General features: G+C 66.7%; 23 protein-coding genes and 1 pseudogene. 13 read left to right on the forward strand and 11 right to left on the reverse strand.

Annotation, left to right across the window (positions count from 1 at the left end; translation table 11 throughout):
* Positions 1 to 46 precede the first annotated feature (46 nt).
* Positions 47 to 1111: a glycosyltransferase family 4 protein gene (locus DIE22_RS22965; protein WP_124498641.1), complete on the forward strand. Its 1065-nt coding sequence runs from the start codon at positions 47 to 49 to the stop codon at positions 1109 to 1111.
* Positions 1112 to 1220: 109 nt separating this feature from the next.
* Here DIE22_RS22965 and DIE22_RS22970 read toward each other — a convergent pair whose 3' ends face one another.
* The 3 genes from DIE22_RS22970 to DIE22_RS22980 all read right to left on the reverse strand — a co-directional run bounded on the left by DIE22_RS22970 (position 1221) and on the right by DIE22_RS22980 (position 3112).
* A complete protein-coding gene (locus DIE22_RS22970; protein WP_124498640.1) occupies positions 1221 to 1808 on the reverse strand; it encodes a YSC84-related protein in 588 nt (195 codons plus the stop codon).
* A gap of 231 nt (positions 1809 to 2039) precedes the next feature.
* Positions 2040 to 2498, reverse strand: coding sequence for a hypothetical protein (locus DIE22_RS22975; RefSeq protein WP_124606162.1), 459 nt, complete (start codon positions 2496 to 2498; stop codon positions 2040 to 2042).
* Positions 2499 to 2821: 323 nt separating this feature from the next.
* Positions 2822 to 3112 carry a PsiF family protein gene (locus tag DIE22_RS22980; protein ID WP_044843641.1) on the reverse strand — a complete coding sequence of 97 codons (291 nt, stop codon included), beginning with the start codon at positions 3110 to 3112 and terminating at the stop codon, positions 2822 to 2824.
* A 270-nt stretch (positions 3113 to 3382) separates the two neighbouring features.
* On the opposite strand from DIE22_RS22980, the gene DIE22_RS22985 reads away from it, so the two are divergent.
* Positions 3383 to 4405 carry an asparaginase gene (locus DIE22_RS22985; protein ID WP_124606163.1) on the forward strand — a complete coding sequence of 341 codons (1023 nt, stop codon included), beginning with the start codon at positions 3383 to 3385 and terminating at the stop codon, positions 4403 to 4405.
* A gap of 90 nt (positions 4406 to 4495) precedes the next feature.
* On the opposite strand, the gene lysM is transcribed toward DIE22_RS22985, so the two are convergent.
* The 4 genes from lysM to gcl form a co-directional block, all read right to left on the reverse strand.
* Positions 4496 to 4966, reverse strand: coding sequence for a peptidoglycan-binding protein LysM (gene lysM / locus DIE22_RS22990; RefSeq protein WP_124498638.1), 471 nt, complete (start codon positions 4964 to 4966; stop codon positions 4496 to 4498).
* A gap of 458 nt (positions 4967 to 5424) precedes the next feature.
* Positions 5425 to 6333, reverse strand: a complete 909-nt coding sequence (locus DIE22_RS22995) for a 2-hydroxy-3-oxopropionate reductase (protein ID WP_260426741.1) — start codon at positions 6331 to 6333, stop codon at positions 5425 to 5427.
* 26 nt (positions 6334 to 6359) lie between these two features.
* Positions 6360 to 7169 (reverse strand): hydroxypyruvate isomerase, encoded by an 810-nt coding sequence (hyi, locus tag DIE22_RS23000; RefSeq protein WP_124498636.1) that lies wholly within the window; start codon positions 7167 to 7169, stop codon positions 6360 to 6362.
* Positions 7170 to 7215: 46 nt separating this feature from the next.
* Positions 7216 to 8991 (reverse strand): glyoxylate carboligase, encoded by a 1776-nt coding sequence (gcl, locus tag DIE22_RS23005; protein ID WP_124606164.1) that lies wholly within the window; start codon positions 8989 to 8991, stop codon positions 7216 to 7218.
* A 171-nt stretch (positions 8992 to 9162) separates the two neighbouring features.
* On the opposite strand from gcl, the gene DIE22_RS23010 reads away from it, so the two are divergent.
* The 10 genes from DIE22_RS23010 (at position 9163) to DIE22_RS23055 (ending at position 16883) form a co-directional block, all read left to right on the forward strand.
* Positions 9163 to 10074, forward strand: a complete 912-nt coding sequence (locus DIE22_RS23010) for a LysR family transcriptional regulator (RefSeq protein ID WP_124498634.1) — start codon at positions 9163 to 9165, stop codon at positions 10072 to 10074.
* Positions 10075 to 10250: 176 nt separating this feature from the next.
* Positions 10251 to 10892 (forward strand): RNA polymerase sigma factor, encoded by a 642-nt coding sequence (locus DIE22_RS23015; protein WP_124498633.1) that lies wholly within the window; start codon positions 10251 to 10253, stop codon positions 10890 to 10892.
* The gene (locus tag DIE22_RS23020) at positions 10882 to 11793 is read left to right on the forward strand and encodes an anti-sigma factor (protein ID WP_124606165.1); all 912 of its coding nucleotides are present in this window, start codon (positions 10882 to 10884) and stop codon (positions 11791 to 11793) included. The genes DIE22_RS23015 and DIE22_RS23020 overlap by 11 nt, the downstream gene beginning before the upstream one ends.
* Before the next feature lie 307 nt (positions 11794 to 12100).
* Positions 12101 to 12475 carry a 30S ribosomal protein S6 gene (gene rpsF / locus DIE22_RS23025; RefSeq protein WP_006755436.1) on the forward strand — a complete coding sequence of 125 codons (375 nt, stop codon included), beginning with the start codon at positions 12101 to 12103 and terminating at the stop codon, positions 12473 to 12475.
* A gap of 41 nt (positions 12476 to 12516) precedes the next feature.
* Positions 12517 to 12816 carry a primosomal replication protein N gene (priB, locus tag DIE22_RS23030; RefSeq protein ID WP_124498631.1) on the forward strand — a complete coding sequence of 100 codons (300 nt, stop codon included), beginning with the start codon at positions 12517 to 12519 and terminating at the stop codon, positions 12814 to 12816.
* 4 nt (positions 12817 to 12820) lie between these two features.
* Positions 12821 to 13096 carry a 30S ribosomal protein S18 gene (gene rpsR / locus DIE22_RS23035; protein ID WP_124498630.1) on the forward strand — a complete coding sequence of 92 codons (276 nt, stop codon included), beginning with the start codon at positions 12821 to 12823 and terminating at the stop codon, positions 13094 to 13096.
* A 27-nt stretch (positions 13097 to 13123) separates the two neighbouring features.
* Complete coding sequence (gene rplI, locus DIE22_RS23040; protein WP_124498629.1) at positions 13124 to 13576, forward strand: 50S ribosomal protein L9; 453 nt, start codon at positions 13124 to 13126, stop codon at positions 13574 to 13576.
* 139 nt (positions 13577 to 13715) lie between these two features.
* Positions 13716 to 15098 (forward strand): replicative DNA helicase, encoded by a 1383-nt coding sequence (locus DIE22_RS23045; RefSeq protein WP_124498628.1) that lies wholly within the window; start codon positions 13716 to 13718, stop codon positions 15096 to 15098.
* 137 nt (positions 15099 to 15235) lie between these two features.
* Positions 15236 to 15862 (forward strand): DUF47 domain-containing protein, encoded by a 627-nt coding sequence (locus tag DIE22_RS23050; protein ID WP_046545887.1) that lies wholly within the window; start codon positions 15236 to 15238, stop codon positions 15860 to 15862.
* 10 nt (positions 15863 to 15872) lie between these two features.
* Positions 15873 to 16883 carry an inorganic phosphate transporter gene (locus tag DIE22_RS23055; protein ID WP_124498627.1) on the forward strand — a complete coding sequence of 337 codons (1011 nt, stop codon included), beginning with the start codon at positions 15873 to 15875 and terminating at the stop codon, positions 16881 to 16883.
* Between the two features lie 113 nt (positions 16884 to 16996).
* Here the strand turns inward: DIE22_RS23055 and DIE22_RS23060 are convergent, their stop codons facing one another.
* Together DIE22_RS23060 and DIE22_RS23065 are read right to left on the reverse strand one after the other, a co-directional pair.
* The gene (locus DIE22_RS23060) at positions 16997 to 18043 is read right to left on the reverse strand and encodes a C40 family peptidase (RefSeq protein ID WP_124606166.1); all 1047 of its coding nucleotides are present in this window, start codon (positions 18041 to 18043) and stop codon (positions 16997 to 16999) included.
* Between the two features lie 238 nt (positions 18044 to 18281).
* On the reverse strand, positions 18282 to 20102 hold the full coding sequence (locus tag DIE22_RS23065; RefSeq protein WP_124498625.1) for a PhoH family protein: 1821 nt from the start codon (positions 20100 to 20102) through the stop codon (positions 18282 to 18284).
* On the opposite strand from DIE22_RS23065, the pseudogene DIE22_RS39235 reads away from it, so the two are divergent.
* A pseudogene (locus DIE22_RS39235) lies at positions 19998 to 20242 on the forward strand (hypothetical protein); the annotation flags it as partial. The gene DIE22_RS23065 and the pseudogene DIE22_RS39235 overlap by 105 nt on opposite strands.
* Positions 20243 to 20434: 192 nt before the next feature.
* Here the strand turns inward: DIE22_RS39235 and DIE22_RS23075 are convergent.
* Positions 20435 to 20896: a peroxiredoxin gene (locus DIE22_RS23075; protein ID WP_014896859.1), complete on the reverse strand. Its 462-nt coding sequence runs from the start codon at positions 20894 to 20896 to the stop codon at positions 20435 to 20437.
* Between the two features lie 99 nt (positions 20897 to 20995).
* Positions 20996 to 21892: a polysaccharide deacetylase family protein gene (locus DIE22_RS23080; RefSeq protein ID WP_124606167.1), complete on the reverse strand. Its 897-nt coding sequence runs from the start codon at positions 21890 to 21892 to the stop codon at positions 20996 to 20998.

Below are 21892 nucleotides of genomic sequence, written 5' to 3' on the forward strand. Positions count from 1 at the left end.
CGCAAGCACCCGTGCCGGCCGACCGAGGACACAGGAGACATGGACCATGAGAATTGCCCAGATCGCCCCGCTGACCGAATCCGTGCCGCCGAAGCTGTACGGCGGCACGGAGCGTGTCGTGTCCTACATTACCGAGGCGCTGGTCGACCTCGGCCATGACGTGACGCTGTTCGCCAGCGGCGATTCGACGACCCGGGCGAAGCTCGAACCGGTGTGGCCGCGTGCGCTGCGGCTCGACTCGTCGATCCGCGACCGCGTCGCGCCGCACATGCTGCTGATGGAGACGGTCGCGCGCCGCGCGAAGGACTTCGACGTGCTCCATTTCCACATGGATTACTACTCGTTTTCGGTTTTCAACCGGCAGGAAACGCCGTTCGTGACGACGCTGCACGGCCGGCTCGACCTGCCCGAGCAGCAGCCGGTGTTCGACACGTTCAACACCGCGCCGGTGATTTCGATCTCGAATTCGCAGCGCCAGCCGCTGCCGCAGGCGAAGTGGCTGACGACCGTCTACCACGGGCTGCCCGACACGCTGTACCTGCCGCAGCCCGTCGAGCCGCGCTATCTCGCGTTCCTCGGCCGCATCTCGCCGGAGAAGCGGGTCGACACGGCGATCCGCATCGCGCGCCAGTGCGGGCTGCCGATCCGGATCGCCGCGAAGATCGATGCGGCCGACGAGGAATACTTCGAACGGGAGATCAAGCCGCTCTTCGCGCTGCCGCACGTCGAATACATCGGCGAGATCGCCGATCACCAGAAGGCCGAATTCCTGTCGGGCGCGCATGCGCTGCTGTTTCCGATCGACTGGCCGGAGCCGTTCGGGCTGGTGATGATCGAGGCGATGTCGTGCGGCACGCCGGTGATCGCGTTCAATCGCGGCGCGGTGCCGGAAGTGTTGGACGAGGGCGTGTCGGGCTTCATCGTCGAGGACGAGATCAGCGCGGTGGCCGCCGTGAACCGGCTGCACCTGCTGCCGCGCGCACGCGTGCGGCAGCGCTTCGAGGAGCGCTTCACGTCGCGGCGGATGGCGCAGCAGTACGTCGACGTGTACCAGTCGCTGATTCGTGCGCAGAAGCGCTCGCGCTTCAAGGTGATCGATTCGACGACCTGAAGCCCGGGTGCGCCAGGGGCGCGCGGGTAAAAAAACGGCGATGCCCGCAAGGACATCGCCGTTTGCATGTCGCCCGCGCGCGGCGCGCACGGGCGAGGACGCCGCAGCGTCAGATCTTCAGCTTCGTGACCTTCGTGCCGTTGATCGACACGTCGCCCATCAGGCCGGCGTTGGTCAGCACGACGACCTGGACCGGCGCGGTGGCCGTGGTCGTGTCGACCGCGCCGTTCGCGCCCATCTTCACGAGCGCGACCGAGGCGCCGGCGCCGGCTGCCCAGCCGTCCGAGCCGCGGAATTCGTCGAGCGCTTCCTGCGTCATGAAGAGGAACACGATCGCCTTCGACTGCGCGCCGGCCTGCAGGCCGACCGACAGCGACGACGTGTTGTAGTAGCCGACCGTGCTGCCGCCGACGCGCAGCGCGCCGTTGCCGGTCTGGCCGCCGACGATGAAACCGGCCTGGATCACGTCCGGGAAGACCAGCACGCCGCGCGACTTCGCGACGAGTTCACGCGAACCCTTGACCGTGGAATACATGCGCGACAGCGTTGCGTCGACGCTCGAATCGATCGCCTGACGCTTCGACGCGTTGGTCGCCGCGTTGTCGGGCTTGTCAGGGGTGGTGGTGCAGCCGGTGAGCGCGAGGCTGCCGACGATCAGCGCAGCGGCGGCCTTCAGCACAAGATTCCGTTTTTGCATCGTTCTTCTCCATCGGATGATGTTCGGAGTGAGTCTCGCTCAATGAGCGGATCACGCCGGCAGTTATATCACAGCGGATTACAGCCTCATTTCGTCGTCGCGTGAAAAAGCGTCAAATCGTCCCGAGGATGTCGTGGTGTGCCAACGGACGAATCGGCGCGCGCACGCCCACGCGTCGCGCGCGCGGCCGACGGCGGGCAGAAAAACGGGAATCAGGCGCGGCGGTGCGCGTCAGTGCGTGACAGGCGGCGCCGGCGGGGTGGGTGGCTTGATCGGCGGGCGCCGCAGCGCGCGGCGGATCAGCGCGATCACGACCCCGCACGCGAACAGGAACGCGGCCGGCACGACCCAGTAGCCGACGAACGCGTGCCACAGGTAACCGGCGAGCGTATTGCGGCGCACCACGTATTCGTCGCGGGCCGCCTGCTGGCGTGCCGCGTTGGCAGCCAGCACGTCGGCCGGGCAGCCGGCCGCACGTGCCGCGTCAGGATCCCCGTGGCACTTCGCGGCGGCGCCCGCGGCCTGCTGCGCGTCGGTGAGCTGCCAGGTGGTCAGCGCGAGCGCCAGGTCGGCCTTGTTGTACGCCATTTCCTCGCGGATCTCGCGCACGGCCACGATCGCGACGGGCACGGCCCAGAACACGATCACGATCAGCCAGCGGCGGAACCAGCGGTGTTGTCTCCATGCCATCCATGCCTCCGTTTGACGCGGTGTGCGCGTCCGTCTCGAGGGCGGCCCGATGGCGCTTCTTGTACTTGGATGGGCCGCGTTGCAGCCATCATAGAAGAAATCGCGGCGAATTGCCGCACCATGTGTCGGCATTCGCACGGCGCGCCCGGAAAGCGGGGCGGGAGGGCGGCGGGGTGTATCGCGGCGGCGGCGTAACGGTGCCGTCGGCCGGACGGTGCAGCAACGCGCCCGGCGTCGTTGCACGCGTCGATGCGCGTGCAACGAAAACAAAAATGCCGCGCTCGCCGAAGCGGTGCGCGGCATTCGTGCGGGAGCGCCGGAACTCAGGCGGCCGGCTGGCTGCTCAGGCAGCTCTTCATGAACGCCTTGCGGTCGTCGCCCTTCTTGTCGGCGGCCTGGGTGTTGCAGGCCTTCATCTTTTCCTGCTGCGACATCTTCTTCGCGGGCTTGGCCGACAGGCAGTCCTTCATGAACGCCTTGCGTTCGTCGCCCGTCTTGCCGGCAGCCTGCGTGTTACAGGCCTTCATCTTGTCCTGCTGGCTGTTCGCCGCGAACGCGGGGGAAGCCAGCATGCCGCCGAGAAGCACTGCGGCTACGAGCGATTGGATTTTCATTTCGACACTCCCATGGGGTGAATTGCGTTTTATATCGACGCCGTCACGAAGCCCGGCGCGACGGGAACAGGGCCGCATCGCGTCGCGCGCTCCGATTATGGCAAATCAATGTGAAAACACCAGAACGGCATTCCTATAACGCGGCGGGCCGCGTCGCCGTTGACGGTGCGTGCGCGCGCAGGCGATCGGGGCAAACCATGACGCGCGGCGTCCGGCCGGCCGTACACGCGGAATACCGGAGGCCGGCCGCGAGCCATTACAATCGCGGCCATGAATACTCCGAACCCCGCATCCCCTTCGTCCGCGACGGCCCTGCTGCGCATCGCCGTACTCGCCACCGGCGGCACGATCGCCGGCGCCGCGCCGGACGCCGCCAGCACGGCCGGCTACCAGGCCGGCGCGCTCGGCGTCAATTTCCTGCTCGACGCGGTGCCGGCGCTCGCGTCGGTCGCGCGCATCGACGCCGAGCAGGTCGCCAGCATCGACAGCAAGGATCTCGCGCTCCCGCTGTGGAATACGCTCGCCGCGCGCATCGACGCGCTGATGGCCGATCCGGCGATCGACGGCATCGTGATCACCCACGGTACCGACACGCTCGAGGAAACCGCGTACGCGCTGCATCTGGTCGTGACCGGCGACAAGCCGGTCGTGCTGACGGCCGCGATGCGGCCGGCCACCGCGCTGTCGTCCGACGGCCCGCTGAACCTGCTGAACGCGGTGACGGTCGCCGCTCACCCGGCCGCGCGCGGGCAGGGCGTGCTCGTTGCGTTCAACAACCGGATCCACGGCGCGCGTGACGTCGTGAAGACGAGCACCTACGCGGTCGACGCATTCCAGTCGCCGGAACTGGGCGCGCTCGGCTGGGTGCAGGACGGCCGCGTCGAATTCGCGCGCCGCGTGACGCGCGCGCGCGATGCGCAACTGGCGATCGCCGCGGCGTGGCCGCCGGTCGAAGTCGTCGCGAGCTATGCGGGCGTGACGCGCACGGCCGTCGACGCGCTCGTCGCGGCGGGCGTGCGCGGCCTCGTCGTCGCGGGCACCGGCAACGGGTCGATCCATGCGACGCTGCAGGCGGCGCTCGCCGATGCGGCGAGCGCGGGCGTCGCCGTGGTGCGCGCGTCGCGCGTCGGCTCGGGGCACGTGATGCGCAATGGCGCCGCGAACGACGATGCGCTCGGTTTCGTGAGCGCCGGGTCGCTGAGCCCGTTCAAGGCGCGCGTGCTGCTGATGCTGGCGCTCGCGAACGGCATTCACGGGTGCGACGCGCTGCAACGCGCATTCGACACGCTGTGACCGGCGGCCGCCGATCGGGCGGCCCGCGGCGCGCGTGAAAAAAAGGCAGACCGATGGCCTGCCTTTTTTGCGTCAGTGCTGCGCGATTGCTCAGGACTGCGGCGGAATCACGAGCTTCTGGCCCGGATAGATCCGGTCCGGGCTCGACAGCATCGGCTTGTTCGCCTCGAAGATCGCCGGGTACTTGTTCGCGTCGCCATACACTTCCTTGGCGATCGCCGACAGCGTGTCGCCCGGCTTCACGTCGTGGTACTGAACTTCCGCATCGTCCGGCTGCAGATCGTCGTCGTTCACGCCTGCGACGCCTTGCACGTTGCCGGCCGCGACCTTGACCTTCGCCTTCGTGTCGAGATCGGCGACGCTGCCCGACAGCGTGACGGTACGCGAAGCGCCGTCGAATGCGACGACCAGGTTCGACGTGTCGAGACCTTGTGTGCTGATGTAGTTCTTGATCGCATCGGCCGCGGTCTGGTTCGCGGCATTCGGATCTTCCGCTGCCTGCGCATCAGCGTGACCCAGCAGTTTTTCACCCGCCTCTTTGATAAACGAAAGAAGACCCATCGCTGCACTCCCTAGGTGGTTGAAAAGAAAACGCGCCGTGAAGTGGCGAAAAAAACACCGCGCTGGGCGCGATCACCGGAGTGAGCGCAAGCGCGGCGGATTTCTCGAAAGGCGTGGCGAAAGTGTAGGCGTTCATCACGACGATTGCATGAAAAATCGTACGCTTGAACGTAAAGAAATGTAATACGCGAAATCCGACAGGCGGACACCCGACGACGACGTCTGACCGACCAAGGCTTCCCCGGCGCCGCCGGGTGCCGCTGCGGACCCCACCACGCCGCTCTCAGCCCAGAGCGGCGTTTTTCGCCCCGTCGCGCACGCGTTCAGCGCGGCGCGGCGGGGCGCCCCACCGTGATGCGCGTGTGTTCGCGCATCGATGCGACCGGCCGCGGCCGGATCGCGTGTGTTCGTCGCGCGCCTCCGTCATTGCAGCGGAAACGCGCGGTGCGGCATCCGCGTTACGCGGCCGGCGTCTGGCCGATCTCGAAGTTCGACATGATCTCGAGCGCACGCACGAGCGCCGAGTGATCCCATGCCTTGCCGCCGTGCGATGCGCACACGCTGAACAGCTGCTGCGCGCTCGCCGTGTGCGGCAGCGCGAGGCCGAGCTTGCGCGCGCCGTCGAGCGCGAGGTTCAGGTCCTTCTGGTGCAGCTCGATGCGGAAGCCCGGATCGAACGTGCGCTTGGTCATCCGCGCGCCGTGCACCTCGAGGATGCGCGACGCGGCGAAGCCGCCCATCAGCGCCTGGCGCACGCGCTCCGGATCGGCGCCCGAACGCGCGGCGAACAGCAGCGCTTCGCCGACCGCCTCGATGTTCAGCGCGACGATGATCTGGTTCGCGACCTTGCAGGTCTGGCCCGCACCGTTGTCGCCGACGAGCGTGATGTTCTTGCCCATCTTCTCGAACAGCGGCTTCGCGCGCTCGAATGCCTGCTCCGGGCCGCCGACCATGATCGTCAGCGTCGCTTCGCGCGCGCCGACTTCGCCGCCGGACACCGGCGCGTCGAGGTAGTCGCAGCCGAGCGCGTTGATCTGCTTCGCGAACGCCTGCGTGTCGAGCGGCGAGATCGAGCTCATGTCGATCACGAGCTTGCCGGCCGTCAGGCCCTTCGCGACGCCGTCGTCGGCGAACAGCACGTTACGCACGTCGGGCGTGTCCGGCACCATCGAGATGATGATGTCCGCGTTCTGCGCGACTTCGGTCGAGCTCGCGACGACCTTCGCGCTCGCGCGCAGGTCGTCGGGAATCGGGAACGCACCGTTCACGACGAGCTGATGATCGCCCTTGAGCAGGTTGCGCGCCATGTGCGCGCCCATGATGCCGAGGCCGATGAAACCGATGGTTGCCATGTGAAAGTCTCCTATAGGGGCGTATGCGGGAAGGGCGGTTCTCAGGCGGCGCGGCGCGCCGAGCCCGGTGCGCAGCCGGCGACGCTTTGCAGCCAGCCGAGCCCTTCCGTCGTGGTGGTGCGGGGCTTGTATTCGCAGCCGACGTAGCCGGCATAGCCGAGCCGGTCGAGCAGTGCGAACAGGAACGCGTAGTTGATCTCGCCCGTGCCCGGCTCGTTGCGGCCCGGGTTGTCCGCGAGCTGGACGTGGCCGATCGACGCGAGGTTGCGTTCGATCGTCGCGGCCAGTTCGCCTTCCATCCGCTGCATGTGATAGATGTCGTACTGCAGGAACAGGTTGTCCGAGCCGACCGCGCGGATCACGTCGAGCCCTTCGGCCGAGCGGTTCAGCGCGAAGCCCGGGATGTCGAAGCTGTTGCACGGCTCGACCAGCAGGCGGATGCCTTCGCGCTTCAGCGCGTCGGCGGCGAAGCGCAGGTTGTCGACGATCGTGACGAAGGTCTTGTCGCGCGCCGTGCTCGCCGACGGGATGCCGACGAGGCAGTTCAGCTGCGGCACCTTCAGCGCCTGCGCATACTCGATCGCACGGCCGACACCTTCCTGGAACTCGCCGACGCGATCGGGCAGGCACGCAATGCCGCGCTCGCCCTGGTCCCAGTTGCCGGCGGGCAGGTTGTGCAGCACGAGGCGCAGGCGGTGCGTCTCGAGCCGCTCGGCGAGTTCCTCTTTCGCGTACGGGTACGGGAACAGGAACTCGACGGCGTCGAAGCCGGCGTCCGCGGCCGCCTTGAAGCGGTCGAGGAACGGCACTTCGTTGAACAGCATGGTCAGGTTTGCAGCAAACTTCGGCATGAGCTAAGCCTCTTCGGTCGGTCAGTCAAAAAAGATGTCGTGCGGATCAGTCGAGCAGCGAGATCGCGGTCGGCGCGTGCTCGGCCTTTTCGGCGAGTTCCTCGAACTCGTTGATCGCGTCGATTTCGGCGCCCATCGAGATGTTCGTCACGCGCTCGAGGATCACTTCGACGACCACCGGCACGCTGAACTCTTCCGCGAGCGATTGCGCCTGACGCAGCGCGGGCTCGATCTCTTCCGGCTTGAACACGCGCAGCGCCTTGCAGCCGAGGCCTTCGGCGACGGCCACGTGGTCGACGCCATAGCCGTTCAGTTCCGGTGCGTTCACGTTGTCGAACGCGAGCTGCACGCAGTAGTCCATGTCGAACGCACGCTGTGCCTGGCGGATCAGCCCGAGGTACGAGTTGTTCACGACGACGTGCACGTACGGCAGCTTGAATTGCGCGCCGGCCGCCAGTTCCTCGATCATGAACTGGAAGTCGTAGTCGCCGGACAGCGCGACGATCTGTCGGGTCGGATCGGCCGCCCGCACGCCGAGCGCGGCGGGGATCGTCCAGCCGAGCGGGCCGGCCTGGCCGCAGTTGATCCAGTTGCGTGCCTTGAACACGTGCAGGAACTGCGCGGCGGCGATCTGCGACAGGCCGATCGTGCTGACGTAGCACGTATCGCGGCCGAACACCTTGTTCATCTCTTCGTACACGCGCTGCGGCTTGACCGGCACGTTGTCGAAGTGGGTCTTGCGCTGCAGCGTGCGCTTGCGCGCCTGGCACTCGGACACCCACGTGCTGCGATCCTTCAGCTTGCCGGCGGCCTTCCATTCCTGCGCCACCGCGACGAACAGTTCGAGTGCGGCCTTCGCGTCGGACACGATGCCGAGATCCGGGCCGAACACGCGGCCGATCTGGGTCGGTTCGATGTCGACGTGCACGAACTTGCGGCCCTTCGTGTAGACCTCGACGCTGCCCGTGTGGCGGTTTGCCCAGCGGTTGCCGATGCCGAGCACGAAGTCGGACGCGAGCATCGTCGCGTTGCCGTAGCGGTGCGACGTCTGCAGGCCGACCATGCCGGCCATCAGCGGGTGGTCGTCCGGAATCGCGCCCCACGACATCAGCGTCGGGATCACCGGCACGCCGATCGTTTCGGCGAACTGGACGAGCAGGTCTTCGGCCGCGGCGTTGAGCACGCCGCCGCCCGACACGATCAGCGGCTTGTCCGCGTCGTTGAGCATCGCGAGCGCCTTCTCGATCTGCGCGCGGGTTGCCGCGGGCTTGTAGACCGGCAGCGGTTCATACGTGTCGATGTCGAATTCGATCTCGGCGAGCTGCACGTCGATCGGCAGGTCGACCAGCACCGGGCCCGGGCGTCCCGAGCGCATCAGGTGGAATGCCTGCTGGAACACGCGCGGCACGAGCGCCGGCTCGCGCACGGTGACGGCCCACTTGGTGACGGGCTTCGCGATCGACTCGATGTCGACGGCCTGGAAGTCCTCCTTGTACAGGCGCGCACGCGGTGCCTGGCCCGTGATCGCGAGGATCGGAATCGAGTCGGCCGACGCGGAGTAGAGGCCGGTGATCATGTCGGTGCCGGCGGGGCCCGACGTGCCGATGCACACGCCGATGTTGCCCGGCGCGGCACGCGTGAAGCCTTCGGCCATGTGCGACGCGCCTTCGACGTGGCGGGCCAGCACGTGGCTGATGCCGCCCGACTTGCGCATCGCGGAATAGAACGGGTTGATTGCCGCGCCCGGCACGCCGAACGCGGTCTGGATGCCTTCCTTCTCGAGCACGAGTACGGCTGCGTCGACGGCTCTCATCTTGGCCATGAATGTCTCCTTGAATGTGCGGATCTTGCGAATCGGTCTGTTGGGAACACTTTAGGGACGCAGGAATGGTTTGATAAGATCAGCCGAAGTCGCTTATTTCGAAACTAAAAGTATGGAATGACGGCCGGACGGGGCTTCCCGCCGGTGTCGGAGCCGGGACGGAGACAGGACATGGATCGTTTCAAGCAGATCGAGACGTTCGTGCGGGTCGCGGATGCAGGCAGCCTCGCGGCGGCCGCGCTCGAGGAGGGCGTGTCGCCGGTGGTGCTCGGGCGGCGCATCGACGCGCTCGAGAAGCGCCTCGGCGTGAAGCTGATGTACCGCTCGACGCGGCGGCTGGTGGTCAGCGAGGAGGGCGCCGCGTTCCTCGAGCGCTGCCGCGGGCTGCTGTCCGAATGGGACCAGGCCGAGAATGAGCTGGCCGCCGGGCGGCGCGCGGTCAGCGGGCACCTGATCGTGTCCGCGCCGGCCGCGTTCGGCCGCAAGCACGTCGCGCCGCACGCGCCCGGTTTCCTCGCCGACAAGCCGGAAATGCAGCTGTCGTTCAACCTGACCGACCGCGTCGTCGATCTCGTGCGCGAAGGCTACGACCTGTCGATCCGGATCGGCGGCGCGGTCGACCCGAACTTCGTCGCGGTGAAGCTCGCATCGAACCGGCGTGTCGTGTGCGGCACGCCCGACTATTTCCGCCGCCACGGCCGGCCGAAGTCGCTCGACGACCTGCTCCGGCACAACTGTCTCGCCTTCAACCTGCAGGGCGGCCAGAACCGCGGCTGGTATTTCCAGCGCCACGGCAAGATCGTGACGATGCGGGTGGCCGGCAATCTCGACTGCAACGACGGCGAGCTGCTGCATCGCTGGGTGGCCGAGAGCCTTGGGCTCGGCTGGCGCTCGACCTGGGAAATCGCCGCGCAGCTCGAGACCGGCGAACTCGAGACGGTGCTCGACGAATATGCGCTGCCGGACTACGACATCCTCGCGGTCTACCCGCAGCAGCGCTACGTGCCCGCGCGCGTGCGCTACTTCATCGACTACCTGCGCGACGCGTATGCGCGCCCCGGCTACTGGAGCACCACGCCGTAGCGGGAGCGGGCGGCCCGACGCGGCCCGTTCGGTGTTTTTTTTACGCTTCATGAGCGCGGCGCGGGAATAAACTCGATGCAGCGGCGGTAAGGTCATCGAGCGCGCATGTTGCCGGTCTGTCCGGGCGCCGTGCGCGGAACGGGCGCGGCGTTCGCCGCCGGGACCAGGGAGGCCATGTGGGGCAAGCCGGACAGGCGGTCGATGAACGGGCGGAGGACGACGGGGTCGCGCGCGGCGAGCGGTTTCGCGTGCTCGTGCTGCCGCATCTCGACGCCGCGTACAACCTCGCGCGCTGGCTGAGCGGCAACGCCGGCGATGCGGACGACGTCGTCCAGGACGCGTGCGTGCGCGCGCTGCGCTTCGTCGATTCGTGTCGCGGCGACGACGCGCGGCCGTGGCTGCTGACGATCGTGCGCCACACCTGGTACACCGAATGGCGCCGCCGCACCCATGCGCACGAGGTTGCGCTGCCCGACTCGCTCGACGACGCCGACGTTCCCGACGACTGGCAGCCCGCGACCGAGGATCCGCTCGCGCACCTGCTGCGCGGCGAGAACGTGCGGCTCGTGAATGCGGCGCTCGCGAAGCTGCCGCCCGAATACCGCGAGGTGCTCGTGCTGCGCGAGATGGAGGACCTGAGTTACCGCGAGATTGCGGCGATCGCGGATGTGCCGGTCGGCACGGTAATGTCGCGGCTCGCGCGCGGCCGCCGCAAGCTCGCCGCGCTGCTGGGCGGCGACGCAGCAACGGCGTCCGGCGCGAGGCCGGGGCGCACGCCGGCGGGCGGAACTGCATCGGAGGCGATCGATGGACTGTAACGAAGCGCGCGCATTGCTCGACGCGGACGTCGACCGGGAACTGCCGGCGCCCGATGCGTTGCGCGTCCAGCGCCATGTCGAAGGGTGCGATGCATGCCGCCGCGAACGCGAGCGGATCGTCGCGCTGAGCCGGGCCGTGCGGCAGGCCGATTACCATCGCGCGCCGGCCGAGTTGCGCGCGCGCATCCTGGCGAGCCTGCCGGTGGAGGACGACGCGTCGGTCGGGGTGCTGTCGCGCCCGGAACCGGCGCCCCGGCCCGAGCCCCGATCGCAGCCGCAGCCGCAGCCGCAGCCGCGCGGTCGCCGCTGGTTTTCCTGGCCGGGCGGCCGTGGCGCATCGGCGCGCCCGGCGCCTGCCGGCCCGGGGCCGCGCGTCGCGGCGCTGCCGGGGCTCGGCTGGGGCGTGGCGCTGATGGTCGCGCTGGCCGCGGCGGCGGGGATGGCGCTGACTGCGCGCCACGCCGAGACCGACCGCACGGTCGACGAACTCGTGTCGAGCCACGTGCGGGCCGGCCTGTCGGCGCGCGACATCGATGTGATCTCGACCGACCGGCACACGGTCAAGCCGTGGTTCAACGGCCGGCTCGACTATGCGCCGCCGGTCGAGGATCTGGCCGCGAACGGCTTCGCGCTGGCCGGCGGCCGGCTCGACTACGTCGGGCGTCGCCGCGTCGCCGTGCTCGTGTACCGCTACCGGCAGCACGTGATCGACGTCTACGTGCGGCCGGCCGGCGAGGGACAGGCCGCGGCGCCTTACGCGACCGTGTCGCAGGGCTACGCGCTCGACCGCTGGGACGCGGCCGGGATGACCTGGTGGGCCGTGACCGATGCCGAACCGCCGGCGCTGGCCGCGTTCAGGACCGCGCTCGACGCGCGGCTCGCCGGGGCGCGTACCGAATAGCGGCAAGCGGCGCGCGTCGTTGGCCGCGGAGGGGGCCGGCCGGCTCGGGCCCGCCGCATGGCCAGGCTGCCGGCGGATCGCTCGCGCCGGCAACGATCCGGACCCGAATGCAAAACGGCCGCGCAGCCCGGCCGGCCCAGCCGTTGTTGCGGCCCGAGCGGCTCAAGTCGTTGAAAACATGGCTGAATCCGCCCGGGAATCGTCGATCGGTGTTGCATGTGCCCCGTATCCGGGTTAAAATCTTCGGCTTCTCACTTGCCACACCGGTTCAGACGCCCGGGTGGCTTCAATCCACAAGGAGTGTGTAATGCGTCATTACGAAATCGTATTCATCGTGCACCCCGATCAGAGCGAGCAAGTGCCCGCGATGATCGAGCGTTACAAGACCACGATCACGACGCACGGCGGCCAGATCCACCGTGTCGAAGACTGGGGCCGTCGCCAGCTGGCCTACATGATCGAGAAACTCGCGAAGGCTCACTACGTCTGCATGAACATCGAGTGCGACCAGACGACGCTCGACGAACTCGAACACGCGTTCAAGTTCAACGACGCCGTGCTGCGCCACCTCATCGTCAAGATGAAGAAGGCCGAGACCGGCCCGTCGCCGATGATGAAGGAAGTTCAGCGCGAAGAAGCCAAGAAGGCGGCTGCAGCTCAGCCGACCGAAGCGCAGGCTTAAGTTCGTCACTTATTTAAGCCATCAAGGAGCGCGTCACTTACGTGAACAGATTGCAATTGACGGCGAGCGTCGTCGAACGCGAACCGGTGCGATATACGCCGGCGGGTGTTCCGATCGCAAGCGCCACATTGCATCACCGCACGGAAGTCGTCGAGGCAGGCATTCCCCGTCAGGTCGAAATGACGATCGAGGCGGTGGCGGCCGGTGAGGCGAGCGGCAGGCTGGAGAGCCGTGAAATGGGCGTCGAGACGCTGTTCACGGGCTTCCTGGCGAAGAAAAGCCGCAACGCGAGAACCTTGGTGTTTCACATCACTGCATTGCAGGACATAGGAAAGGACTGAAATCATGGCCCGCCCGACTGGTAAGAAATTCGACAAGCGTCGTCAGCAACAAAACCCGCTCTTCAAGCGCAAGAAGTTCTGCCGTTTCACGGCAGCAGGCGTCGACCAGATCGACTACAAGGACACGGATACGCTGAAGGACTTCATCGGCGAAAACGGCAAGATCACGCCGGCTCGCCTGACGGGTACGAAGTCGCACTATCAGCGTCAGCTGGATACGGCAATCAAGCGTGCGCGTTTCCTCGCGCTGCTGCCGTACACCGATCAGCACAAGGCGTAATCAGGCGACGCAATAAGGAGAATTCGAATGCAAATCATTCTGTTGGAAAAAGTCGCCAATCTGGGCAACCTCGGCGATATCGTCAAGGTCAAGGACGGTTACGCTCGCAACTTCCTGATCCCGAACCGCAAGGCTCGCCGTGCAACGAAGGAAGCGATCGCCGAATTCGAAGTTCGCCGCGCTGAACTCGAAAAGATCGCCGCTGAAAAGCTGGCGGCATCGCAGGCAGTCGGCGAGAAGCTGAACGGCCAGTCGTTCGAAGTCACGCAGAAGTCGGGCGTTGACGGCCGCCTGTTCGGCTCGGTCACGAACGGCGACGTCGCGGAACTGCTGAAGAAGGCAGGTTTCGAAGTCGAGAAGCTGCAGGTTCGCATGCCGGAAGGCCCGCTGAAGATGATCGGCGAGCACAACGTCCAGGTCGCGCTGCACACGGACGTCGTCGTCGACGTCACGATCAACGTGATCGGCGACCACGCGTAAGCGTACGCAAGCTTTCCGGGCGGCTTCCGCCGTCCGGACAAGGGCAGGCGCCCGGGCAACCGGGGCCTGCCTTTTTTATTGCCGCATCACTGGCGGCCGGTATGGCGCCGTCCTGTGTAATTCGCGATAATCCCAACCCATGAACGCGCCGCAAGATCCTCAAATCGAATCGCTGAAAGTCCCGCCGCATTCGGTCGAAGCCGAGCAGTCGGTGCTCGGCGGCCTGTTGCTCGACAACGCGGCCTGGGACCGGATTGCCGACTTCCTGTCGCAGGGCGACTTCTACCGCTACGACCACCGGATCATCTACGAGCACATCGGCCGGCTGATCGCGTCGACGCGTCCGGCCGACGTCGTGACCGTGTATGAAGCGCTGGTCACGTCCGGCAAGGCCGACGACGTTGGCGGGCTCGCCTACCTGAACGCGCTCGCACAGAACACGCCGAGCGCAGCGAACATCCGTCGCTATGCGGAAATCGTGCGCGACCGGGCGGTGCTGCGCCGGCTCGTGTCGGTCGCCGATGAAATCTCGGCCGACGCGTTCAATCCGCAGGGCAAGGAAGTCCGCCAGCTGCTCGACGAGGCCGAGTCGAAGGTGTTTTCGATCGCCGAGGAAGGCGCGCGCGGCAATCAGGGCTTCCTCGAAGTCGGCCCGCTGCTTACGCAGGTCGTCGAGCGCATCGATACGCTGTATCACACCGCGAATCCGAGCGACGTCACGGGCACGCCGACGGGCTTCGTCGACCTCGACCGGATGACTTCCGGGATGCACGGCGGCGAGCTGATCATCGTCGCGGGGCGCCCGTCGATGGGCAAGACCGCGCTGTCGATGAACATCGGCGAATATGTCGCGGTCGAGTACGGGTTGCCCGTTGCGGTGTTCTCGATGGAAATGCCGGGCACCCAACTCGTGATGCGGATGCTCGGCTCGATCGGCCGGCTCGACCAGCACCGGATGCGCACGGGCCGCCTGACGGACGAGGACTGGCCGAAGCTGACGCACGCGGTGCAGAAGATGAGCGAGGCGCAGCTCTTCATCGACGAGACGGGCGGCCTGAACCCGATGGAATTGCGCTCACGCGCGCGGCGTCTCGCGCGGCAATGCGGCAAGCTCGGCTTGATCATCGTCGACTACCTGCAGCTGATGTCGGGTTCGTCGCAGGGCGAGAACCGCGCGACCGAAATCTCGGAAATCTCGCGATCGCTGAAGAGTCTGGCGAAGGAGCTGGACGTGCCGGTGATCGCGCTGTCGCAGCTGAACCGCGGGCTGGAGCAGCGTCCGAACAAGCGTCCGGTGATGTCCGATTTGCGCGAATCGGGCGCAATCGAACAGGACGCGGACGTGATCCTGTTCATCTACCGCGACGAAGTCTACAACCCGGACAGCCCCGACAAGGGTACCGCCGAAATCATCATCGGCAAGCAGCGTAACGGCCCGATCGGTCCCGTTCGGCTCACGTTCCTGGGGCAATACACGAAGTTCGACAACTTTGCCGGGGCCCAGAACTTCCACGGCGACTAACGCCGGAAGTAAACCCTTATTTCGCCGACGTTGTATTCAATCCCGGCGTGCGCATATGCGCGCGCCGCGTCACGCGTGGAAACGGTACAATGTCGCCCGTTTTCGTGACAGTAGTTTGACAATCTCTCAGGAATCCCATGTTCGGTCGATTCATGCCCACCGAGGGCAAGTTCTTTGAACTCTTCAACGCGCACGCCAAGCACATCGTGGCCGGCGGACGCGAACTCGAACTGCTGATCGACAATCTCGCCGACGCCGAGATTCACAAGCAAAACGTGCAGACCGCCGAAAAGGCCGCTGACAAGCTTACGCATGAAGCGATCGATCTGCTGCACAAGACCTTCATCACGCCGCTCGATCGCGACGAGATCCACAAGCTGATCACGACGATGGACGACATCCTCGACCTGATGGAGGACGTCGCGACGGCCGTGTCGCTGTACGACGTGCAGTCCGTCACGTCCGAGGCGAGCCAGCTCGCGCACATCGTCACGCAGTCGGCGCAACACGTGCAGCAGGCCGTCGGCTTGCTGTCCGACATGAAGCAGTCGGCGCAGATCCTCAAGCAGTGCGAGGAGATCGACCGCTGGGAGTCGGAGGCCGATCGCGTGCTGCGCGCGGCAATGTCGAAGCTGTTCCGCGAGGAAGACGACGTGAAGACGCTCATCAAGCTGAAGGCGATCTACGAGCTGCTCGAAGAGATCACCGACAAGTGCGAGGACGTCGCGAACATCATCGAAGGCATCGTGCTGGAAAACGCCTGAGCGGACCACGATGCATTCGATACAACTCGCCCTATGGATGGTCGCGACGCTGGTGCTCGTCGCGCTCGTATTCGACTTCATGAACGGCTTTCACGACGCGGCGAACTCGATCGCCACGGTCGTGTCGACCGGGGTACTGAAGCCCCAGCAGGCCGTGGTGTTCGCGGCCGCGTTCAACGTCATCGCGTATTTCATCTTCCACCTGAAAGTTGCACAGACCGTCGGCAAAGGCACGATCGACCCCGAGATCGTCGACCACTACGTGGTGTTCGGCGCACTCGTCGGCGCGATCGGCTGGAACGTGATCACGTGGTACTACGGGATTCCGTCGAGCTCGTCGCATGCGCTGATCGGCGGCCTCGTCGGCGCGGCGCTCGCGAAGTCGGGCTGGGGTTCGCTGAACATCGACGGGTTGCTGAAGACGGTTGCGTTCATCTTCATCTCGCCGCTGCTCGGCTTCATTCTCGGCTCGCTGTTCATGCTCGGTGTTTCGTGGCTGTATTTCCGCACCGCGCCCAGCAAGGTCGACCGGCGGTTCCGCCGGCTGCAATTGCTGTCGGCCGGGCTGTACAGCCTGGGCCACGGCGGCAATGACGCGCAGAAAACGATCGGCATCATCTGGATGCTGCTGATCGCGTCGGGCTACGCGTCGGCGACGTCCGATGCGCCGCCCGCGTGGGTGATTGGCGCGTGCTATCTGTCGATGGGCCTCGGCACGCTGTTCGGCGGCTGGCGCATCGTGCGCACGATGGGCCAGAAGATCACGAAGCTCAAGCCGGTCGGCGGTTTCTGTGCGGAAACCGGCGGCGCGATGACGCTGTTCCTCGCATCGTTCCTCGGCATTCCGGTGTCGACCACGCACACGATCACCGGTGCGATCGTCGGCGTCGGCGCGACGCAGAAGCTGTCGGCCGTGCGCTGGGGCGTCGCCGGCAACATCGTGTGGGCGTGGGTGCTGACGCTGCCGGCGTCCGCGCTGTTCGCGGCCGGCGGCTGGTGGCTCGGGCACCAGATCTTCTGATTCCGCCGCTGCCGGACACGAAATGCGCCGCAAGCCGAAAGGTTGCGGCGCTTTTTTTGGGTGGTCGGGCAGGGGGCGGCCCATGGCGGGGCCGCCGCCGGGGATGCGCCGCGTCAGTAAGTTCCGTTCGCGAAGCGGGCGATCGGATCGTCCGCCGTGCCGGTGCGCGGACTGACGGGCGCGGCTTGCGTCGACGCCCGCAGCACCTGCACGGGTTCGGTGGTGCGCGGCGACGGTGCGGTGGCCGCGGGCGGCGGTTCGTCATCGAACGCGGCCGCCTGGGCGGCTGTCAGTGCCGTCGTCGGAATCTGCGTGCCGACCTCTGCCGGGCCGGCCGGTGCTGCATTCGCGGTCAGGGTGGTCAGGTCGCCGTTCGCCGAGGTTGCCTGCTGCCGGGCGGCCTGCACGCGCGGCGGCGGTTCGTACGGATCGGTGGCGGACGCGGCTGCCCGGGTAACCGCGGCGGTCGCCACGACCGGAGCGGGCGACGGGGCCGCTCCGGCTTGCGACGGCGCATAGGCCGGCTGTCGCGGCGCGGCGGCCGTGACGACAGCGGCCGGGGCGGCCGCCGGCGCGTCGCGCCGTGCCTCGTAGGTCGGCGCATCGAATGGCGTCGGCGTGCCGCGCGGCGGCGCGACGCGGCGAATGCCGTCGAAGCGCTTGGCCCAGTACGGGTTCGTCAGGTAATCGAGCCGCACGGTGCCGCCGGTCGACGGCGCGTTGACGAAGCGCAGCTTGCCGACATAAATGCCGACGTGCGAATGCGGGCGTCCGGTCGTGTTGAAGAAGATCAGGTCGCCTGGCGCGACCTGGTCGGGGTCGATCGACACGCCGCGGCTGCTCATGTCGGCGGTCGTGCGCGGCAGGTCCACGTCGGCCGCGCGGCCGATCACGTAGCGCACGAGCCCGCTGCAGTCGAAGCCGCTCGTCGGCGTGTTGCCGCCCCAGCGATACGGCACGCCGACGAGGCTCATCGCCTGGATCGAGATTTCTTCCTGACCGACGCTGTGATCGACGAACTTCGGGAAATTGGCGGGCGCCGGGAACGCGCGCGGCGTCGTGATCTTCATGCCGGAGGTGCGCGATGCCGACTGCGGCGGCACGCTGGAGCAGGCCGCGAGCAGTGAAACGACGGCGACGGGAACCCAGATTCGAAGCATGACAAGGCGGACGAGCGCGGCGCGCTCGCGAATCGTATGACAACAGACAGACCCGATGGTAGACGTTCCGGCGGGGCTTAGGCAACCATTCCTGAGAATTTACTTGAAGTTTCGTGCGTAAGTGAGGTCGTTGCGTAACGAAGCATGACCAACGATTCCGACCCCATAAATAAAAACGGCGCTCCGGGAACGGAGCGCCGCATGGCGTCGAAGGCCGGCGAGGAGCCGGCGTATCGCGTTACAGGATGTCCGACGCGTAGTCGGCGAGCCGCGAGCGTTCGCCGCGCGCGAGCGTCACGTGGCCGCTGTGGCCCCAGCCCTTGAAGCGGTCGACGACGTAGGTGAGGCCCGAACTGCCTTCGGTCAGGTAAGGCGTGTCGATCTGCGCGATGTTGCCGAGGCACACGATCTTCGTGCCGGGGCCCGCGCGCGTCACGAGCGTCTTCATCTGTTTCGGCGTCAGGTTCTGCGCCTCGTCGATGATCAGGTACTTGTCGACGAACGTGCGGCCGCGCATGAAGTTCATGCTCTTCACCTTCAGGCGCGAACGGATCAGTTCCTGCGTCGCCGCACGGCCCCATTCGCCGGCTGCGTCGTCGGTCTTCTGCAGCACTTCGAGGTTGTCGTCGAATGCACCCATCCACGGCTGCATCTTCTCTTCCTCGGTGCCGGGCAGGAAACCGATGTCCTCGCCGACGGGCACGGTCGCGCGCGTCACGATGATCTCGTTGTAGCGCTTGTCGTCGAGCACCTGCGCGAGGCCGGCCGCGAGCGCGACGAGCGTCTTGCCGGTGCCGGCCTGGCCGAGCAGCGTGACGAAGTCGATCTCGGGGTTCATCAGCAGGTTCAGCGCGAAGTTCTGCTCGCGGTTGCGCGCGGTGATGCCCCACACGTTGTTCTTGTGGTGGCTGTAGTCGCGCAGCGTCTGCAGCAGCGCCGTCTTGCCGTTCAGCTCGCGGACGATCGCGTGGAACGTCGGTTCGCCGTTCTGCGGCTCGAGATAGACGAACTCGTTGACGAGCATCGACGCGACGAGCGGGCCCGTCACGCGGTAGTACGTGGTGCCCGTCTTCGTGTCCTGCCAGCTCTCCATGCCCTTCGCGTGCCTGGTCCAGAAGTCCTGCGGCAGTTCGCGCACGCCGGAATACAGGAGGTCCTTGTCCTCGAGTACCTGGTCGTTGAAGTAGTCTTCCGCGGGCAGGCCGAGCGCATGCGCCTTGATCCGCATGTTGATGTCTTTCGACACCAGCACGACCTGGCGGTCCGGCCGGTCGCGCTGCAGTGCGCGTACGACGCCGAGGATCTGGTTGTCGGCCTTGCCTTCCGGCAAACCTTCGACCGGCGCGATGTCCGTGAGCTTCGTCTGGAAGTACAGGCGGCCGAGCGCCTCGCGGCTGCCGAGGCGCGACAGCGGAATGCCGGCCGAGATCGGGCCGCCGTCGGCGACCAGCGCGTCGAGCGTGCGGCTCACCTGGCGTGCGTTGCGCGCGACTTCGGACATCCCCTTCTTGTGGTTGTCGAGTTCCTCGAGCGTCATCATCGGCAGATAGACGTCGTGTTCCTCGAAGCGGAAGAGGCTGCTCGGGTCGTGCATCAGCACGTTGGTGTCGAGCACGAACAGCTTCTGCAGTTCGGCTTCGGCCGGCTTGCGGCTGCGCGACTTCGTCGCGGCGCCGGCATCGCGCGCGGGTGCCGCGGCAGGCTTCCCGGCAGCGGGCTTGTCGTGACGCGCGACGACCGGCGCGGCGGGGGCTGCGGGTGCCGCGGGTTCGGCCGGCGCCTGCATCGGCTGCAGCAGGGCAGCCGTCTGCCTGGTCTTGCGGCTGCGTGCGGGCGTGCCTGCGGCGTCTTGCGCCGACGATGCGACGGCGCGCAGCGGCGCGGCCGTGTTCGCGGCTTCGGTCATCGGTTGGGCCACGCTGGCCGGGCCATAGTCACCGGCTGTGGATGCGTCCCCTTCGGCGGATTTCTTCGCGGCTTTCGCGGGCCGCGCTTTCGCCTTGTATTCGTCGGGCGGCAGCAGGCTGCCGAGCTTGCTGGGGGGGGTAGGCAAAGGCATGGTGTCCCTCGGGAGGAATCGTGTCGCATGAAGTGCGCCGCTGATCGCATCCTGCGTGACGTAGACGCATGCAGTTTGCGCGCGGTGGCGCACAGGAATTTCGTCTAGCCGGTTCGCCTAGGTGTCGATCAGCTCCTTGACAGGGTGAGGGCCGGACCGAGGGCCGGCGCGCAGTCCATAAAAAAAGCCGCTGCCCCGTCGACAGGGACATGCGGCTCGGCTGATGCCGTCGTGATGCGCGTCAGGTGCCAGGAAGCATCGCAACGGGCACCGGCGCAGCTACGAGAAATATGGGGCGAACTGGCATTCATTGCGGCCCAATATAACGCGCCTCAAAGCGCTTGTACAGCACTTAGCACGTCGTCCACGTGACCGGGCACCTTGATGCCGCGCCATGCGTGGCGAAGCACGCCGTCGGCGTCGATGAGGAACGTCGAGCGCTCGATTCCGCGCACTTCCTTGCCATACATTTTCTTCATCTTGATGACATCGAACAGCGCGCACAGCGCTTCATCGGCATCGGAAATCAGCGGGAACGGCAGTTCCAGCTTTGCCTTGAAATTGTCATGCGAGCGCAGGCTGTCGCGCGACACGCCGATGACTTCGGCGCCGGCCTTCTTGAACTTCGGATAGAGATCGCGGAACTGCAGGCCTTCGGTCGTGCAGCCCGGCGTGTTGTCCTTCGGATAGAAATACAGGACGAGCTTCTTGCCCTTCAGGTCGGACAGCGAAATGTCGCCGCCCGTCGCCGGCGCGGTGAAATCGGGAACTTGACGGTCAACTTCGACGGACACGTGTTTCTCCTGTTGTTATGGAAAGGCGCCGCTCGGGCGGCGCGGTTCGGCGGGGCGCCGCGGCGGCACGCCGCAAGGGCGGCGCCGGCGCGCGCGAACTCAGTCGGGCTGGACGATCAGTTCGCCGGAGCGGCCGGGGATCTCGCCCCACGTGACAGGGTACGATGGCAGCGAGTCGCGGTCCAGCGTCGCGTGGTAATCGCCCATCGTCGCAAACGTATGGCCCTGCGCGCGCCAGCCGGCGAGCAACTGCTCGAACACGGGCGCGAGCTTCTGGCCTTCGAGTTCCGCATGCAGCGTGAACACCTGGTCGTGCGGATTGGTTTCCGTGAACTTCAGGATGTGCGCGGCGACGTTGTGCGTGTCGATGCCGTCGATGCCGAGCACTTCGTCGAGCGTCGGCAGCGTGGTCGGCATCTGCACGTGCGACAGCGTGCGGCCGCCGACCACGGGCAGGTACGGCGAATGGCCGCGACCGTCGGATGCGTAGCGCATCCCCCATGCGTCGATCTGCTCGAACGCCGCGTCGTTCATCTGCCAGCCGGCCGCGCCGTGCGTGACGGGCGGCGCGCCGAAGATGTCGATGAAGCGCGCGTGGCTCTTCTGCATTTCACGCGCGGTCCAGTCGCGATCGCGCATGCGCACGTTGTCCTGCCAGTACACGTGATCCCACGTATGGATCCCGCATTCGAAGCCGGCCTCGTGGATCGCGCGCATGTCGGCGATCGCGCGGCGGCCGATGTCGGGGCCCGGCAGCAGCACGCCGTACATCAGCTGCTTCACGCCGTAATGCTCGACCACCGACGTGCGCGACACCTTCTTCAGGAAGCCGGGGCGGAACACGCGCCGCAGCGCCCAGCCCGTGTGATCGGGCCCGAGGCTGAAGAGGAAGGTCGCGCGCGCACTGAAGCGGTCGAAGATGCGCGCGAGGTTCGGCACGCCTTCGCGTGTGCCGCGCAGCGTGTCGACGTCGATCTTGAGAACGATGCGAGCCAA

This window comes from Burkholderia sp. Bp9142, assembly GCF_003853415.1.
GTDB lineage: Bacteria > Pseudomonadota > Gammaproteobacteria > Burkholderiales > Burkholderiaceae > Burkholderia.